We start from the raw sequence: 15,712 nt of genomic DNA, 5'->3' as shown, positions 1-15,712 counted from the left end.
ACCATGCAATCCGCTTTGAAAGCCAGTTCGAGGCCCGATCTCGCCGTCGATAGCGACTGGTGGCGAGGTGCCGTGATCTACCAGATCTATCCACGCAGCTATCAGGACTCGAATGGCGACGGCATCGGCGACCTCAAGGGCATCATCGGCAGGCTTGCCTATATCGCCGCGCTCGGCGCGGACGCCATCTGGATCTCGCCCTTCTTCAAATCGCCGATGAAGGATTTCGGCTACGATGTCTCGGATTATTGCGACGTCGACCCGATGTTCGGCACGCTGGCCGATTTCGACGCGCTGACGGCGGAGGCGCACAGGCTGGGGCTGAAGGTGATGATCGACGAGGTGCTGTCGCACACCGCCGACATCCATCCCTGGTTCAGGGAAAGCCGATCGAATCGCAGCAATCCGAAAGCCGACTGGTATGTCTGGGCCGATCCCAGCCCGGACGGCACGCCGCCCAACAACTGGCTGTCGATCTTCGGCGGATCGGCCTGGCAATGGGACACCAGCCGCCAGCAATACTACCTGCACAACTTTCTCGCGGAACAGCCGGACCTCAATTTCCACAACGGTGAAGTCCAGGACGCGCTGCTCGACGTCACCCGCTTCTGGCTGGAGCGCGGTGTCGACGGGTTTCGCCTCGACACGATCAATTTCTACTTCCACAGCCAGGGGCTGGAAAACAACCCGCCGCTGCCGCCGGAACAGCGCAACGACCAGACCGCACCCGCGGTCAATCCCTACAACTACCAGGACCACATCTACGACAAGAGCCGTCCGGAGAACCTCGGCTTCCTCGAACGCTTCCGCGCCCTGCTCGACGAATATCCGGCAACGGCCGCGGTCGGCGAGGTTGGCGATTCACAGCGCGGGCTGGACGTTGTCGCGGCCTATACAGCCGGCGGCAAGCGCGTGCACATGTGCTATTCCTTCGATTTCCTGGCGCCGGAAAAGATCAGCGCCGCGAAGGTCCGTTCGGTGCTGGAGACCTTTGGCAAGGTTGCCAGCGACGGCTGGTCGTGTTGGGCCTTCTCCAATCACGACGTGATGCGCCCGGCTTCGCGCTGGGCCGCCAACGAAGCCGACCCGACCGCCTATCTCAAGGTTATCTCGGCATTGCTGATGTCCTTGCGCGGCTCGGTCTGCATCTATCAGGGCGAGGAATTGGGGCTCGGCGAAGCCGAATTGCGGTTCGAGGATCTGCAAGATCCCTACGGCATCCGCTTCTGGCCGGAATTCAAGGGCCGCGACGGCTGCCGCACGCCGATGGTGTGGGACGGCAACGCCAGGAATGGCGGCTTCTCCCAGGCAAAGCCGTGGCTGCCCGTGCCGGCCAAGCACCTGTCGCAAGCCGTCAATGTGCAGCAAGGCGACGAGCATTCGCTGCTCGAACACTACCGGCGTTTTCTCGGCTTCCGCCGCGCCCATCCGGCGCTGGCCAAGGGCGATATCAGCTTCATCGCAAGCCAGGGCGACACTGTCGCCTTCACGCGCCGCGCGGGCAACGAGCAGATCGTCTGCGTCTTCAACCTGGGATCGGGGCCGGCGGAGGTTGACCTTGGCGGCCGATCGCTGCAACCTTTGCCCGGACACGGATTTTCGGGACAGGCGAGCACCAGCTCCATCCGTCTCGGCGGCTACGGCGCCTGGTTCGGGCGTATCGACTGAATTCTAGGGACCACTGGAGAGAAACATGGCCGATGTCACGCTGAGGCAAGTGAAGAAATCATACGGCAATCTCAATATTCTGCACGGCATCGACCTCGACATCAAATCGGGCGAGTTCATCGTTTTCGTCGGTCCGTCGGGCTGCGGCAAGTCGACATTGCTGCGCTCGATCGCCGGGCTTGAGGAGATCACCTCGGGCGAGCTCAGAATTGCCGGCGAGGTCGTCAACGACGTGCCGCCGTCGAAGCGCGGCATCGCCATGGTGTTTCAGTCCTACGCGCTCTATCCGCATATGACGGTCTACGACAACATGGCGTTCTCGATGAAGATCGGCAAGGAAAGCAAGGCCGAGATCGACAAGCGCGTGCGCCAGGCGGCAGAGATCCTGCAGCTGACCAACTATCTCGACCGCCTGCCCAAGGCGATGTCGGGCGGCCAGCGCCAGCGCGTGGCCATCGGCCGCGCCATCGTGCGCAACCCGAAAGTGTTCCTGTTCGACGAACCGCTGTCGAACCTCGACGCCGCGCTGCGCGTCGCCACCCGCATCGAAATCGCCAAGCTCAAGGAATCGATGCCCAACACCACCATGATCTACGTCACGCACGATCAGGTGGAGGCGATGACGCTGGCCGACCGCATCGTGGTGCTGAAGGAGGGCCATATCGAGCAGGTCGGCACACCGATGGAGCTCTACAAGAAACCCGGCAATCTGTTCGTTGCCCAGTTCATCGGCTCGCCGGCCATGAACATCCTGCCGGCGACCATCGACAAATCAGGCAATCCGACCGTCATCAGTCATGTCGGCGGCCGCAAGGCTACGGTGCCGATCACGACGCCGGCCTCGGCCAAGGGCGCCTCGATGAGCTTCGGCGTGCGGCCGGAGGACCTGACGATCGCCAGCGGCACGGACTATCTCTTCGAAGGGACGGTGGACTATGTCGAGCAGCTCGGCGAGGTGCAACTCGTCTATGTCGACATCGGCCGCGCCGACCTACCGCTGGTGACCAAGCTGCCGGGCAATGTCGAGGTCAAGCGCGGGGCGACGCTGCGGCTGAGCGCCGACGCCGGAGACCTTCATATCTTCGACGCGGATGGGCGATCCTTCGCGCTGCACGAGACGGAAGCGAAGGCGGCCTGAGAGCAGGCCATGAATTGCATGAATTAATTGCCGGCCACGCAAAAACAGGAGCGGCGAGCAAAGCCCGCCGCTCCTGTTTGATATCAGCTTCGGCTGTTAGTGGCCGAAGAGATTCCGGTCACTGCCCTGAGGGGCGGACTTCTGTACGTCACCCGAGGAATTGAGCAGCTTGTAGACGGGCGAACCGCTGTCGCGGATCGAAGCCGTGTGCGACTTGTCGACCGAGGTGACGGCAGGCTGGTTGGCACCATTGGAGCCGTAATTGTCGCTGGCGGCCAAAGCGCTGCCGGAAACGGCCAGAACGGCGGCGGCGGCAAGGATGATCTTCTTCATTTCAAGTCTCCTGAATTCTCAAATTCCACCGCAGTGGCGGGCTTACCCGCCAGCTGCTGAAGGATCGGCTGTTAGTTGTTGCCGAAGAGGTTACGATCGGCACCCTGAACAGGGGCTTGAGCAGCCGGAGTCGACGTCCTGGTCGAAGCGGTGTACGAGCTGTCGGTCGACGTGGCCGCGGGCTGATTGGCGCCATTGGAGCCATAATTGTCGCTGCCGGCGAAAGCGCCGCCCGAAACAGCCAGAACGGCGGCGGCGGCAAGGATGATCTTCTTCATTTCAAGTCTCCTGAATTTTCGAATTTCGCCAGGACGGCGGAAGACCCGCCGTCAACTGGAGATCGGCTGTTAGTTGTTGCCGAAGAGGTTGCGGTCGGCACCCTGAACAGGCGCCTGGGCAGACGGCGCGGACTTCTGGACCGAAGCCGTGTGCGCGTTGTCGACCGAGGTGACGGCAGGCTGGTTGGCGCCATTGGAGCCATAGTTGTCGCTGCTGGCGAAAGCACTGCCCGAAACGGCCAGAACGGCGGCGGCAGCAAGAACGATCTTCTTCATTTCAAGTCTCCTGAATTCTCAAATTTCGCCAGGACGGCGGAAAAGCCCGCCGTCAACTGGAGATCGGCTATTAGTTGTTGCCGAAGAGGTTGCGATCGGCGCCCTGGACAGGCGTCTGGGCAGCCGGTTCCGACTTCTTGGTCGAAGCGGTGTACGAGCTGTCGACGGCGGTGGCCGCAGGGGCATTCGAACCATAGTGGTCGCTACCAGCGAAGGCGCTGCCGGAAACAGCCAGAAGGGCGGCGGCAGTGAGAATGATCTTTTTCATTTTTGATACTCCAGTATTTTTCCCGTCCGTCTAGCGGCGTGTCTTGGGAGGAAATCGCGTCGTTCGGACAGCCCCGATGTGGGAAAGCCATACCGCCATTTCCAATCACGAAGTTTTTCCGCGTGGACCAAGTTTCCACCACTTGAAATTGTGCCAGGGCCTTCTACATTCGTTTTTTTCCGTTTACTATCAGATAGTTAGGTAAACTGATCGTGCGATCACCAACTGTGTCGAAGGCGCAGTGTTCACACCGTCCTGCACGCATCGTCAACAGAAACGAACCGTTCGGTTCGATTTTAGAGGGCGCTAATAGTCACTTTTCGAAACCGTTAACCTTTTTTGGCTCCGCCACGAGTTGAATTCCGAGGCGGCGAGCCGAGCCTTTCTGCCCCTTCAACGACGGCCGCACCGTTTCCAATGCGTGTCGCGCGGCATTGATGCGATGTCGTTTTCATGCCGACGACAAGTCGGCGATCATGGTTAGATCCTGCCATCTCGGGTGCCGCCACGTGACGACGAGGCGGAGAATTGGGAAGCCGGTCAGAATCCGGCGCTGCCCCCGCAACGGTGGTGGAGTTCAGGTCGCGACGGGAGACCACTGGGCAAAGGCCTGGGAAGGTGTCGCGACAGTCCGCAAGGACAGCTCCAGAGCCCGGAAACCAGCCTGAGATGTTGGACTCGACTGATCGCGGCGGGCGGTCAAGAGGCGGATGGTGCATGTCCGGCGCAAGCCGGCGCGCGGCTTGATCCTTCCTCTCTCCCCTCCGTTCAGTCCTTCAATGCGAGGACAGGACTTCAATGCGAGGACAGGACATGGATGCGCGCAACGACATGCTGAAACGGCTGCAAGGCCGCAGGGACGGCTTCTCACTCGAGCAGCCCTTCTATACCGACGCCGAATACTTCAAGCTCGATATGGAGCTGATCTGGTACCGCGACTGGCTGTTCATCGGTCATGATTGCGAACTGCCCAGGCCCGGCAGCTTCATCACCGTGCAGATCGGCGACTATCCTGTGGTGCTGGTGCGCGACCAGAAGGGCAACATCAACGCCTTCCACAATTCTTGCCGCCATCGCGGCAGCCGCGTCTGCAACACCGACAAGGGCACGGCGGCGAAGCTCGTCTGCCCCTACCATCAGTGGACCTACGAACTGGACGGCAGGCTGCTGTTCGCCAGGCAGATGGCCGAGGGTTTCGACAAGAGCCAGTTCGGCCTGAAGCCGGTCGCCTACGAAAGCGTCGGCGGCTACATCTTCATTTGCCTCGCCGACGAGCCGGCGGATTTCGTGCCGATGCGGACGATGATCGAACCCTATTTGCTGCCGCATCGGCTGCGCGAAGCAAAGGTCGCCTTCGAGAGCACCATCGTCGAGAAGGGCAATTGGAAGCTGGTCTGGGAAAACAACCGCGAATGCTATCATTGCGCCGGCAACCATCCGGAGCTCTGCAAGACCTTTCCTGAGGCGCCGACCGTGACCGGCGTGCAAGGCGCCGACAGCGACCCGGAGATGCTGGCTCACTGGGCCAAATGCGAGGCCGCCGGCCTGCCGAGCAGATTCCGCATCGACCCGGCCGGGCAATACCGTGCCACCCGCGCGCCGCTGCTGCGCGATGCCGTCAGTTACACGCTGACGGGAAAACGCGCGGTCAAGAAGAACTTGTCCGACAGCGTTGCCACCGACCGCATCGGCTCGTTGCTGCTCTATCACTATCCGACGACCTGGAACCACATCCTCGGCGACCACGCAGTCACCTTCCGGGTGCTGCCGATCAGCGCCACCGAGACCGCGGTGACGACCAAATGGCTGGTTCACAAGGACGCGGTCGAGGGTGTCGACTACGATCTCGCCGAGCTCACCCATGTCTGGACCGAGACCAACGACCAAGACCGCCGCATCGTCGAGGAAAACGCCTTCGGCATCCTGTCGCCGGCCTATGAACCCGGCCCCTATTCCGAACTGCACGAAGGCGGCGTCATCCAGTTCGTGGACTGGTACGCGCGTTTCATCGGTCCGCGCCTCGCCGAAGGCGGCCGGCCGGCCCTGCGCAGCGTTGCTTGAGAGGTGAGGGATGAATGCGATGACGGATCTCGGCCTCTATCGCCATCTCGATCAGATGACGCCCTGGAACGACAGGCTCCAGGTGCTGGAAGTGATCGGCGTGAGCGATGAGGCGCCTGATGTAAAGACCTTCACCTTCCGCTCCGATAACCAGACCTGGTTCCGCTACAAGCCGGGCCAGTTCGTGACGCTGGAACTGCCGATAGCGGATGGGCCGCTGATGCGCACCTACACGCTGTCGTCTTCGCCCTCGCGGCCGTTCTCGATCGCGGTGACGGTGAAGGCGCAGGCCGGCAGCACCGGCACGCGCTGGATGTTCGACCATTTGAGGCCCGGTTCGCACGTCAAGGCCTATGGGCCGGCCGGAGACTTTTCGCTGCACAGCCACCCGGCAGCCAAATATCTGTTCATCTCGGCCGGCTCCGGCGTGACGCCGATGATGTCTATGCTGCGCTGGCTGAACGACTGCGCGCCATGGACCGATGTCGGCTTCGTCAATTGCGCGCGCCGGCCCGAAGAGATCATCTTCCGCAAGGAACTGGAATTGCTCGGCAGCCGCATGCCAGGCCTGTCGCTCGGCTTCATGATCGAGGAACGGTCGAGCCGGGAGGGTTGGTTCGGCCATATGGGCCGCATCGACGCCATCCGGCTGCCGCTCTTGGCGCCCGACTTCCGCGACCGGGAAATCTTCTGCTGCGGCCCCGACCCCTTCATGCGTGCCGTGCGCGGCATGCTCGAAGCCGCCGGCTTCGACATGGCGAAATACCATCAGGAAAGCTTTGCAGCGCCTCTGACGGAGGAAATTCCGGCGCCGTTCGCCTCGCCGGCTGGAGACGGCGCGGCCATTCCTGTCGAAGCCGCGACGCCGGTCCGGTTCTTGCTTTCGGATGTCGATGCCGCATGCGTCGCCGGCCAGACGGTGCTGCAGACGGCGCGCGCCTCGGGAGTCAGAATCCCCGCCGCGTGCGAATTCGGCCTGTGCGGAACCTGCAAGGTCAAGAAGGTCTCGGGCGACGTCGAGATGAGCCACAATGGCGGCATCCTCGATCACGAGATCGAGGATGGCTTCATCCTCGCCTGCTGCTCCAAGCCGCTTTCGGCGCTTGACATCGAGGCGTGACCGGCGGCGAAGCCGCTTCTTCTTGCCAGGAGGGTTTCGGATCCTCGCCGCTGCAAAGGCTGAGACGGGCGAGAATCCAGCCCGCGGGCAGCCGCAGCCAAGGAGCGGCGCCAGGCGGACATCTCAGACGCCGTAGCGTTCCGTCCGGATGACATCCGCCGGAACGCCGGCATCGATCAGCGCCTGGGCGGCGGCGGAGACGAATGCATTGGAGCCGCAGACAAAGGCGAGGCCGGGCGGCCGGCGCAGCCGCGCCATGGATCGCACCATCATGGCGACGTCGACCCGCCGGGAATAATCCGCCGGGCGGCGCGCAGCCTCACGCGTCAGGGTCAGCACAAGGTTGAAGCCGTTGCCGCGATCGTCGAGGCCGATCAATTCGTCACGAAAGATGACTTCGTCCCACACGCGCGCCGAAAAGACGAGGACGACGGGCACTGTCGATCGTCGCGCGGCGCGATGGCGGACCATCGACATCAACGGCACGACGCCGGAGCCGCCGCCGACCAGCAGGAGCGGTCCCTCATCGTCATCGGGCCAGATGAAATGTCCGCCGAGCGGGCCGCGCAGCTCGATCTCGTCGCCCACCGCGGCGACCTCGTGGAAGAAGGGCGAGACCTCGCCGTCCTCGAGCCTTTCGATCGCCAGTTCGATCACCGGACCGGCCTCCGGCGCGGAGGCGATGGAATAGGCGCGGCGCGCCTGATAGCCGTCGGGCGCGGTCAATCTGACATCGACATGCTGTCCGGCCCGGTAGGCAAACGGCCGCGACGGCTCGAAGAAAAAGCTGGTGACACGCGGCGTGCGCTTTTCGACGCGGACGATCCTGGCTGTCTGCCCAGGCGACCCCGTCTGCCCAGGCGACTCCGTCTGCCCAGGCGACTCCGTCTGCCCAGGCGACTCCGTCTGCCCAGGTGATTGTACCGATGGCACCTCGCTCATGGATCGTCCGTATAGCGCTGTTCGCGCCACGGGTCGCCATAGATGTGATAGCCGCGCAGTTCCCAGAAGCCGGGCTCGTCGCGTTCGGTGAATTGCAGGCCATTCAGCCATTTGGCCGATTTCCAGAAATAGAGATGCGGGACGAGCAGCCGCGCCGGGCCACCATGGTCCGGCGTGATCGGCTTGCCTTCATAAAGCAGCGCCACCATCGCCTTGCCCGCGGTGAGGTCCTTTGTCGGCACGTTGGTGGTGTAGCCGTCGAAGGACAGCGCCAGGGTGAAGGCGGTCGGCGGCTCGATGCCGGCATCGGCAAGGATATCGTCGACCAGGACGCCCTGCCAGGGCGTGTTGAACTTGGTCCACGCGGTCACGCAATGGATGTCGCGCGTCATCTTGCTCAGCGGCAAGGCGTTGAACTCGGCCCAATTCCACTTCTTGATCGGGCGCGGTCCGTGCTTCAGCGTGAACGACCAGTCCTCGGTGCGCAGGTGCGGCGTCGGTCCCGCCGACAGCACCGGAAATCCTTGCTCGAGATACTGGCCGGGCGGGATGCGCGCGTCGCCATCCGTCGGTGGACGCCGCCCTGAAAAGAAACCTCGCGTGACCATTGCGGCAATTCCCCTGCATCGTCGGATATCGAGCCTTGTGTCGGCCTTATGCAGTGTTCTCGAAGAAGCGGTGGCGGGCAACCTTTATCTTGATGGGCGCGGCAGGCTCGTCGAGGCGACGACCGAGCCTGCCGCCCCCGCCTTTACCTCAACGGCCATATTTCAGCCATTGGCGAAGGGCACGGCGACATAGATCTGGGCGTCGCCTCGTTCCACCAGCAGCAGCACCGATTTGCGGCCTGACTTGCCGGCCTGCGCGATCGCTTGGGTTACCTGTTTCGCGCTCTTGACCGGAGCCTGGTTGACGGCGACGATGACATCGCCCGGCTGGATGCCGGCAGCCGCTGCCGGCTTGTCGGGGTTGACGCTGGCGACCACCGCGCCATGCTCGTTGTCGGCGAGGTTCATCTGCTGGCGAATGTCGGGCGTGATGTCCATCAGGCCGAGGCCTATCGCCGGCGCGCGTCGGCCCTGCTCGGCGCCCAGCGCGCCGGAGTCGTCGGTCGATGCCGACTTCACATCGTCGCCGTTGCGCCCGACCTCGACGGAGATCTGCATGGCCTTGCCCTTGCGCCAGACCTCAAGCGATTCCTTGGCGCCGGGCGAGACGTCCGCCACCGCCCGTGACAGGTCCTTGGGATCCTTCACGTCCTGACCGGCGAAGCTGGTGATGACGTCGCCGGTTTCGATGCCGGCGCTTGCCGCGGGCGAGCCGTCATTGACTCGCGAAACAAGTGCGCCACCGGCATGGTCGAGGCCGATAGCATTGGCTACATCGGGCGTTACCGGCTGAATCTCGACGCCGAGATAGCCGTACTGGATGGAGCCGTCCTTCATCAACTTGGCGACCACCTTTTCGGCCTGGTCGGACGGAATGGCGAAGCCGACGCCGACGCTGCCGCCATTGGGCGAATAGATCGCCGTGTTGATGCCGACGACATGGCCGCTCACATCCACCAGCGGACCGCCGGAGTTGCCGTGGTTGATCGGTGCGTCGATCTGGATGAAATTGTCGAACGGTCCGCTGTGCAGATCGCGACCGCGGGCCGAAACGATGCCGGCGGTGACCGTGGTGCCGATGCCGAAAGGGTTACCGATCGCCAGCACCTGGTCGCCGGTCATCAGCCTGTCGGAATCACCCCATTTGATGGTCGGCAATGGCTTGCTCGCCTTGACCTTGAGCACGGCGAGATCGTTCTTGGCGTCGCGGCCGACGAGCTTGGCCGGAAGCTCGGTTCCGTCGTCGAGCGTCACCTTGATCGAGGAAGCGCCGTCGACGACGTGATTATTGGTGACGATGGTGCCATCGGCACTGACAATGAAGCCGGAGCCGAGCGCTTCGGACCTCGGTCCCTGCCGCTGCGGCGGCGTCTTTGGCATCGGCATGCCCTGATCGCCGAAGAACTGGCGGAAATAGTCGTCGAAGGGCGAGTTGCCATCGAAGGGCGAAGCGTCGCTCATTGCTTCCGACTGTGTTTTCATGACCGTGGTGACGGTCACGACAGCCGGCTTGGCCGTGGCCACGACCGGAGCGAACGAACCGTTGGGAGCCGTTATCCCGGGAACCGGGGTTTGGGTGGTCGCAACCGCGTTGCTCGTGGCGGCACCGCCGGAATTCTGAGCGAATGAGACGACAACGGGGGAGATGATCAGCGCGGCGCCCAGCAGGGCGGCGACGCGATGTCTGCGAAGAATATCGAGAGGTGACATGGTCGTTCTGTCCGGGCGAGAGTTGATCCTGGGCCGCGGATGGTTCTGGGAAACATCCGTCGGCTGTCGACAGCCGGATTGCCTGTCTCGCCGCGCATGGCAGCCGGCCGGATCGACAAACCAGCATCTAGGGTGCGGATTGGCTCGGATTTAGGGTTTTCGGGCGACCTTACGAAGATTTAATTTTAGAGCCGGCTTATGGACCAGCCGCTCGGCTGAGATAGGCCGAGGCGATCTCGCGCATGCGCTCGCCGTCGAAACTCGGGCCGTGACCGCCATGGCCGATGCGGATCGGCAGGTCGAGCAGCCGCCGCATGGTGAGGCGATAGACCGACTTGTCGGAGTCCGGCAGGTCGTCGATCAGCCGGTCGTCATAGATGGCGTCGCCGCTGAAGAACAAGCCGTCTGCTTCGTCGAACAGCGCGATCGAATCCGGCGAATGCCCGGGCAGATGCAGCACGCGGAATTGGCGGTCGCCGAGATCGACGACGTCGCCCTCATCGAGGGTGCGCGTCAGCGGCGCTGGCGGGATCTTGTAATCCGCAGCCTTCCAGCCCGGCGCCGGCAGTTGCGAGACGGCGCCGTCGAGGTCATGGAACATGTAGGCGTAGGTCGCCGCCTCATCCATGCTCTCGAATTGCGCGGCGCTCATCCTCGGTCCCGCGCGCAGCGGGAATTCATGCAGCGAGCCAACATGGTCGAGATGGATGTGGGTGGCGACGACGATGAGCGGTTTGCCGGCCCGGGTTTCGATCTCCGGCGCCAGCGGGCGGATGCCCATGCCGGTATCGACCAAAAGGTCGGCATCACGGCCGGTGAGGTGCCAGATGTTGGCGCGCACATAGGCATGCACGAACGGCTCGGTCAGCATGGTCGTCTTGTCGTCGACGATGCTCCTGCTGAACCAGTTCTCCATCAGAAGCTGGCCGGCATCAAGTGTGAGCCCGGCATCAAGTGTGAGCCTGGCATCAGGTGTGAGCCTGGCATCAGGTATGATCCCGGCATCAGACGAAGGGCTTTCCGACCTTGTATTTTTCCGGCACCAGCCGCTTCAGGTAAGCCATGCCGGCGTCGGACAAATGGTTGGCGTCCGGCTTCATGAAGTCATCGGGCATGTGACGGGTCTTGCCGGCCACGTTCTTTAGCGGCACCTTCTTCAGCACGGTTTTGGTGCCGTCATATTGCAGCGCCACGGAGCCGCCGCCCTGTTCGGCCACGGTGACCGCGAAAGCCCCCGCGTCGAACGCCTCTTGCGCGTCGACGGCGCTGATGGCGCCGACATAGCCGCGCGGCATGTAGCCCAGCGCATCGACGCGGGCCCGCTTGCCCGGCAGCCCTTCGGCGAGCGCCCGCTCGAGTGCTGCCGGCAGGTCGCTGCCCGACAGCTTGACGTTGCCATGCTGGTCGCGCTCCAGCTTTTCCGGTGGCACCAGGCTTTCAACCAGCGCCTTGCCGTCAGCGGTGCTGACTCCTTCCGAGACGGCGACGATGCAGCGCTTGTGACGGTCGAGCGTGGCGCGCACGTCCTCGATGAAGGCGGCGGCCGAGAACGGCCGCTCCGGCACGTAGACGAGATGCGGACCGCTGTCGGAATCGAGCTGCCAGGCCGCGGCCGCGGCCGTGAGGAAGCCGGCGTGCCGGCCCATGACGATGCCGACATAAATGCCGGGCAGAGCGCGGAAATCGAGATCGACGGACAGGAAAGCGCCGGCGACGAACTCGGCCGCCGAAATGAAGCCAGGCGTGTGGTCGTTCTCCTCTAGATCATTGTCGATGGTCTTGGGTGCATGGACGAAGGCGATCTTGCCGCCGGCGGCATCGGTCAGGATCTGCTGCGTGCCCGACGTGTCGTTGCCGCCGATATAGATGAAGGCATCCGCGCCGGCCTTCCTCAGGCCGTCGAGGACGACCTCGCAATAGGCTGCATCCGGCTTGTCGCGCGTCGAGCCAAGGGCCGCGCTCGGCGTTCCGGCGATCAGCCGCAGGCGGTCTTCCGGGACGGCGGAGAGATCGACATAATTGCCGTCGCGGATACCGCGCACGCCATGGATGGAGCCCAGGACCTTGGCGCCGGGATGCCGCTTGCGGATCTCCAGCGTCGCTCCGACCACGGTCTGGTTGATGACGGCCGTCGGGCCGCCGCCCTGCGCGATGACGAAAGTTCCGGCCATTGGTGAAATTCTCCCGGGCGATTGAATTTCAGGCACCTTCGCCTGTCTTTGGCCATCGCGCAACGGCAGAAACGACCGGCCACGCCGGCGGCCGGGAGGTGAGGCATTAGCTAGACGACGACGACCGGGTTCTTCTTGGAAACGCGGCTGTAGAGGTCGATGATGTCCTGGTTGATCAAGCGCACGCAGCCCGACGACATGGCCTGGCCAATGCTCCACCATTCGGGCGAACCATGGATGCGGTAGCCGGTGTCCTTGCCGTCCTGATAGATATAGAGCGCGCGCGCACCGAGTGGGTTGGTGAGGCCGCCGGGCTGGCCGCCCTGCCATTTTACCAATTCCGGTTTGCGGGCGATCATTTCCGGCGGCGGGGTCCAGGTCGGCCATTCCCTTCCGTACTGGATGTTGGCGCGGCCGGACCATCGGAAGCCGTCCTTGCCGATGCCGACCCCGTAGCGGATGGCATCGCCCCCCGGCTGGACAAGATAGAGCATGCGCTCGTTGAGATGAACGACAATGGTGCCGGGCGCTTCGCCCGTCTGGTCGACGACGATCTGGCGGCGGAATTCCGGCTTGATCTTGAGGTAGGGCACCTCGGGCACATTGAAGCCGCCGTCGCTCAGGGATGCGTACATGAGGTCGGGGCTGGTGATGTTCTTGTCGACGCTGATGCTCGGCCGGATCGGCCGCAGCGAACCGGTGACCGTGTCGTCGAGCTCGAGCGCCGGCAGGCCGCCGCCCGAAGTCGAGCAGCCGGCGGCGCCGAGCAAGGCCAATGCCCCCGCCCCGGATAAAACGGCGCGGCGGGAGAGAAGACTATCGGTTTCGATTGCTTCGCCGTTTCGCGGCGGCCTCAGACCTTGCGGCAACTCACGCATGTACCCAAACCCTACGCTGTCGGCGGGAAGCACCGTCCGGCCGAATGACGGGCATTTTCATCATTCATGGTTGATAAAGCGTGAAGGCCTTGCCCTGCCTGCATTTGCGGGCTGGCTGGACGCCGTTGCGCCCTTCCGTGATCGCCAACCAGCGTCGCCTGCACAAAATCACCTCGGTCGGGTCATAATCCCGGCACCGGTGCTTCCTACCTCTCCTGGTGACCAGCGAGGGGGCTCCATGTGCAAGACCTTAAAAACCGACATCAAGCTTTTTGCCGCGGCCATTGTCGCGGCTGCCACAGTTCTCGGTGCCAATGTCAGCCTTGCCGATGTCGTGGCCATGCTGGGCGGCGCGAAGTGACGCCGAGTTGCCATTGGCGGCATTGAATGCCGGCGGTTTCAGGAATATGCGAGGCGGTTCTCCGTCCGGCGTTGCGTGGAACAAACCTCTTTACATTCTCCCGGGCCCAAGGATTTATCCTCTTCTTTGAGCTCAAGGGAGACGAGCATGTCCTTCGAAAACTGGGCCGCCTTCGCTGCCGCCTCGACCATTCTCCTTGTCATTCCGGGACCGACCATCCTTCTGGTCGTGTCCTATGCGCTCGGCCAGGGCTGGCGCACCGCACTGCCGATGGCTGTCGGCGTGGCGCTGGGCGACTTCACGGCGATGACCTTGTCGATGCTGGGCATCGGCGCCCTGCTGGCGGCTTCGGCCACCGTCTTCACGATCCTGAAGCTGATCGGCGCGGCCTATCTGGTCTATCTCGGCGTAAAACTGTTCCGCGCCGGCGGCGCGCTCAAGGCCGAGCCGCGCACCGATGCCGTGTCCTCCGCCAGGATGACGGGTCATGCCTGGCTGGTCACCGCGCTCAACCCGAAAAGCATCACCTTCTTCGTCGCCTTCCTGCCGCAGTTCCTCGACCGGCACGCCGATTTTTGGACGCAGATGCTGATCTTCGAGACGACCTTCCTGGCGCTCGCCTTCGCCAATGCCTCCGGCTACGCGCTGATCGCGTCGCGGGCGCGCAACCTTGTGCGCAACCCCAGGGCGATCCGCGTCTTCAACCGCACAGGCGGCACGCTGCTGGTCGGCGCCGGCATCGCCACGGTGGCAATGCGTTCTGGGAGTTGAGATCGAGTTGGATTCGCACTGGCGCGGCGTGGGGGGGGCCCCTCACCTTCCTGCCGGCGGATGAGGGGCAGCGCCGACTTTACGCACGAAAACAGCGCGCAGCTTGGCGCCTCACCACTTGATGCTGACGCCGAGATTGCCTTCCAGGATGCGCCGCTTGTCGCCGCCGAGGTTGGTGGTGTAGTCGCCGGTGGCGAAGAGACTGACCTTGTTCGTCACCTTGGCGATCACGCCGCCGCCGAATTCGAACGAGGTCGAACGGCTTTCGGTCGCGATGTCGGTGGTGTCGAAGTTGACGTGATCCGTGCCACCGAAACCGTGCCAGAGATTGGCCTTGAGGTAGGGTTGCAGCGCGGTGCCGTTCAATGTCGTTTCGCCCTGCAGGCGCAGGCCGAGGCGCCCGGTGACATTGTTGTCGAGATCGAAGGAAACCGACGCGAAGCGATCCTCGGCATCGTCGAGCGACAGATGCTGCCAAATCAGTTGCGCCTGCGGTTCGAGCGTCCAGCCTTGCGCCAGCGCGATCGGGTAGCCCCCTTCCAGCGAAGCGGTGACGCCGGTTCCCTTGACATCGATGCCGATGTCGCGGGTCGAGGTGGCATCGCCGCTGAAGAAAGTGGCCATGACGACGCCGTCCAGGTACCAGCCCCCGGGACCGATACGGGTCCAGTAGCCGCCGACACTGGTGCCGCCGAGATCGATGTCGCCGACGCCCAGATCGTTCTGCCCCAGCGCCTGGCCGCGCACATCGCCGTTCATGCTGGTATAGGCGATGAACAGGCCGGCACGATCGACGCCCCCTGACGCGGTTTCCCGGCCAAACACGTCGAAGCCGCCCTGGAAGCCGAACAGGGTGCCGTCGAAAGACGGCGAAACAGTTCCCGACCAACCCATCTTCGCGTCCTGGCCGTAGATGCGGCCCCAGACCGGAGAGAGTTCGGTGTTCGACAACAGGCTCTGTTCGCCACGCCGCTCATGGAACGTGCCAAGCGTCGTCATCGCCAGATGCTCGGCCACAGGCGGCACCGCCGAATAGACCGGCACCTCGACGCGATAGAGCAGGATTTCCTCCCCTGCCGCGGGCGTCGGAAGATCGGGCACCACAGTCGGGACCGGCGGGGGCGGGGGC

General features: G+C 63.6%; 17 protein-coding genes and 1 riboswitch. Of the genes, 6 read left to right on the top strand and 11 right to left on the bottom strand.

The features are described 5' to 3' along the window. Positions 1–3 precede the first annotated feature (3 nt). Both LB551_RS27035 and LB551_RS27030 read left to right on the top strand, forming a co-directional pair. Entirely contained in the window at positions 4–1,668 is a 1,665-nt protein-coding gene (locus LB551_RS27035) for an alpha-glucosidase (protein WP_140550372.1), read from the top strand. 25 nt (positions 1,669–1,693) lie between these two features. Beyond that, on the top strand, positions 1,694–2,806 hold the full coding sequence (locus tag LB551_RS27030; protein WP_224661097.1) for an ABC transporter ATP-binding protein: 1,113 nt from the start codon (positions 1,694–1,696) through the stop codon (positions 2,804–2,806). 96 nt (positions 2,807–2,902) lie between these two features. On the opposite strand, the gene LB551_RS27025 is transcribed toward LB551_RS27030, so the two are convergent. From LB551_RS27025 to LB551_RS27010, 4 genes are all read right to left on the bottom strand, one after another. Then, entirely contained in the window at positions 2,903–3,139 is a 237-nt protein-coding gene (locus tag LB551_RS27025; RefSeq protein WP_140550374.1) for a DUF680 domain-containing protein, read from the bottom strand. A 71-nt stretch (positions 3,140–3,210) separates the two neighbouring features. Next, positions 3,211–3,417, bottom strand: coding sequence for a DUF680 domain-containing protein (locus LB551_RS27020; protein ID WP_140550375.1), 207 nt, complete (start codon positions 3,415–3,417; stop codon positions 3,211–3,213). 69 nt (positions 3,418–3,486) lie between these two features. Continuing rightward, a complete protein-coding gene (locus tag LB551_RS27015; protein ID WP_140501222.1) occupies positions 3,487–3,693 on the bottom strand; it encodes a DUF680 domain-containing protein in 207 nt (68 codons plus the stop codon). A gap of 70 nt (positions 3,694–3,763) precedes the next feature. Continuing rightward, the gene (locus LB551_RS27010; RefSeq protein WP_140643974.1) at positions 3,764–3,961 is read right to left on the bottom strand and encodes a DUF680 domain-containing protein; all 198 of its coding nucleotides are present in this window, start codon (positions 3,959–3,961) and stop codon (positions 3,764–3,766) included. Positions 3,962–4,441: 480 nt separating this feature from the next. Further along, positions 4,442–4,644, top strand: a riboswitch (cobalamin riboswitch). A 130-nt stretch (positions 4,645–4,774) separates the two neighbouring features. Here LB551_RS27010 and LB551_RS27005 point away from each other — a divergent pair. Both LB551_RS27005 and LB551_RS27000 read left to right on the top strand, forming a co-directional pair. Continuing rightward, on the top strand, positions 4,775–6,022 hold the full coding sequence (locus LB551_RS27005; RefSeq protein ID WP_224661096.1) for an aromatic ring-hydroxylating oxygenase subunit alpha: 1,248 nt from the start codon (positions 4,775–4,777) through the stop codon (positions 6,020–6,022). 19 nt (positions 6,023–6,041) lie between these two features. Beyond that, positions 6,042–7,142 carry a hybrid-cluster NAD(P)-dependent oxidoreductase gene (locus LB551_RS27000; RefSeq protein WP_224661095.1) on the top strand — a complete coding sequence of 367 codons (1,101 nt, stop codon included), beginning with the start codon at positions 6,042–6,044 and terminating at the stop codon, positions 7,140–7,142. A gap of 123 nt (positions 7,143–7,265) precedes the next feature. On the opposite strand, the gene LB551_RS26995 is transcribed toward LB551_RS27000, so the two are convergent. The 6 genes from LB551_RS26995 to LB551_RS26970 form a co-directional block, all read right to left on the bottom strand. After that, complete coding sequence (locus tag LB551_RS26995) at positions 7,266–7,967, bottom strand: ferredoxin reductase (protein WP_224661141.1); 702 nt, start codon at positions 7,965–7,967, stop codon at positions 7,266–7,268. Between the two features lie 113 nt (positions 7,968–8,080). Beyond that, the gene (locus LB551_RS26990) at positions 8,081–8,692 is read right to left on the bottom strand and encodes a molybdopterin-dependent oxidoreductase (protein ID WP_224661094.1); all 612 of its coding nucleotides are present in this window, start codon (positions 8,690–8,692) and stop codon (positions 8,081–8,083) included. Positions 8,693–8,854: 162 nt separating this feature from the next. Further along, a complete protein-coding gene (locus LB551_RS26985) occupies positions 8,855–10,402 on the bottom strand; it encodes a DegQ family serine endoprotease (RefSeq protein WP_224661093.1) in 1,548 nt (515 codons plus the stop codon). 196 nt (positions 10,403–10,598) lie between these two features. Continuing rightward, positions 10,599–11,318, bottom strand: coding sequence for an MBL fold metallo-hydrolase (locus LB551_RS26980; RefSeq protein WP_224661092.1), 720 nt, complete (start codon positions 11,316–11,318; stop codon positions 10,599–10,601). 88 nt (positions 11,319–11,406) lie between these two features. After that, positions 11,407–12,573, bottom strand: a complete 1,167-nt coding sequence (locus LB551_RS26975; RefSeq protein WP_224661091.1) for a diphosphate--fructose-6-phosphate 1-phosphotransferase — start codon at positions 12,571–12,573, stop codon at positions 11,407–11,409. A 110-nt stretch (positions 12,574–12,683) separates the two neighbouring features. Beyond that, positions 12,684–13,451, bottom strand: a complete 768-nt coding sequence (locus LB551_RS26970) for a L,D-transpeptidase (protein WP_224629275.1) — start codon at positions 13,449–13,451, stop codon at positions 12,684–12,686. Here LB551_RS26970 and LB551_RS26965 point away from each other — a divergent pair. Next, positions 13,450–13,812 (top strand): hypothetical protein, encoded by a 363-nt coding sequence (locus LB551_RS26965; RefSeq protein WP_224661090.1) that lies wholly within the window; start codon positions 13,450–13,452, stop codon positions 13,810–13,812. The two genes, LB551_RS26970 and LB551_RS26965, sit on opposite strands and share 2 nt — an antisense overlap. 147 nt (positions 13,813–13,959) lie before the next feature. Further along, entirely contained in the window at positions 13,960–14,583 is a 624-nt protein-coding gene (locus LB551_RS26960) for a LysE family translocator (RefSeq protein WP_224661089.1), read from the top strand. 111 nt (positions 14,584–14,694) lie between these two features. Here the strand turns inward: LB551_RS26960 and LB551_RS26955 are convergent. Further along, on the bottom strand, positions 14,695–15,712 hold a 1,018-nt coding region (locus tag LB551_RS26955; RefSeq protein ID WP_224661088.1), incomplete at its 5' end, for an autotransporter outer membrane beta-barrel domain-containing protein.

Origin of the sequence: Mesorhizobium sp. BR1-1-2 (assembly GCF_020165435.1) — a bacterium.
GTDB lineage: Bacteria > Pseudomonadota > Alphaproteobacteria > Rhizobiales > Rhizobiaceae > Mesorhizobium.
Note: the sequence above shows the minus strand (reverse complement) of the source record. Positions and strands in the feature narration are given on the sequence as shown.

What these genes read in the sequence shown, in the direction of transcription:
- LB551_RS27035 (WP_140550372.1), top strand. Translation starts at nt 4, where the DNA reads ATGCAATCCGCTTTGAAAGCCAGTTCGAGGCCCGATCTCGCCGTCGAT.
- LB551_RS27030 (WP_224661097.1), top strand. Translation starts at nt 1,694, where the DNA reads ATGGCCGATGTCACGCTGAGGCAAGTGAAGAAATCATACGGCAATCTC.
- LB551_RS27025 (WP_140550374.1), bottom strand. Translation starts at nt 3,139, where the DNA reads ATGAAGAAGATCATCCTTGCCGCCGCCGCCGTTCTGGCCGTTTCCGGC.
- LB551_RS27020 (WP_140550375.1), bottom strand. Translation starts at nt 3,417, where the DNA reads ATGAAGAAGATCATCCTTGCCGCCGCCGCCGTTCTGGCTGTTTCGGGC.
- LB551_RS27015 (WP_140501222.1), bottom strand. Translation starts at nt 3,693, where the DNA reads ATGAAGAAGATCGTTCTTGCTGCCGCCGCCGTTCTGGCCGTTTCGGGC.
- LB551_RS27010 (WP_140643974.1), bottom strand. Translation starts at nt 3,961, where the DNA reads ATGAAAAAGATCATTCTCACTGCCGCCGCCCTTCTGGCTGTTTCCGGC.
- LB551_RS27005 (WP_224661096.1), top strand. Translation starts at nt 4,775, where the DNA reads ATGGATGCGCGCAACGACATGCTGAAACGGCTGCAAGGCCGCAGGGAC.
- LB551_RS27000 (WP_224661095.1), top strand. Translation starts at nt 6,042, where the DNA reads ATGACGGATCTCGGCCTCTATCGCCATCTCGATCAGATGACGCCCTGG.
- LB551_RS26990 (WP_224661094.1), bottom strand. Translation starts at nt 8,692, where the DNA reads ATGGTCACGCGAGGTTTCTTTTCAGGGCGGCGTCCACCGACGGATGGC.
- LB551_RS26985 (WP_224661093.1), bottom strand. Translation starts at nt 10,402, where the DNA reads ATGTCACCTCTCGATATTCTTCGCAGACATCGCGTCGCCGCCCTGCTG.
- LB551_RS26980 (WP_224661092.1), bottom strand. Translation starts at nt 11,318, where the DNA reads ATGGAGAACTGGTTCAGCAGGAGCATCGTCGACGACAAGACGACCATG.
- LB551_RS26975 (WP_224661091.1), bottom strand. Translation starts at nt 12,573, where the DNA reads ATGGCCGGAACTTTCGTCATCGCGCAGGGCGGCGGCCCGACGGCCGTC.
- LB551_RS26965 (WP_224661090.1), top strand. Translation starts at nt 13,450, where the DNA reads ATGTACCCAAACCCTACGCTGTCGGCGGGAAGCACCGTCCGGCCGAAT.
- LB551_RS26970 (WP_224629275.1), bottom strand. Translation starts at nt 13,451, where the DNA reads ATGCGTGAGTTGCCGCAAGGTCTGAGGCCGCCGCGAAACGGCGAAGCA.
- LB551_RS26960 (WP_224661089.1), top strand. Translation starts at nt 13,960, where the DNA reads ATGTCCTTCGAAAACTGGGCCGCCTTCGCTGCCGCCTCGACCATTCTC.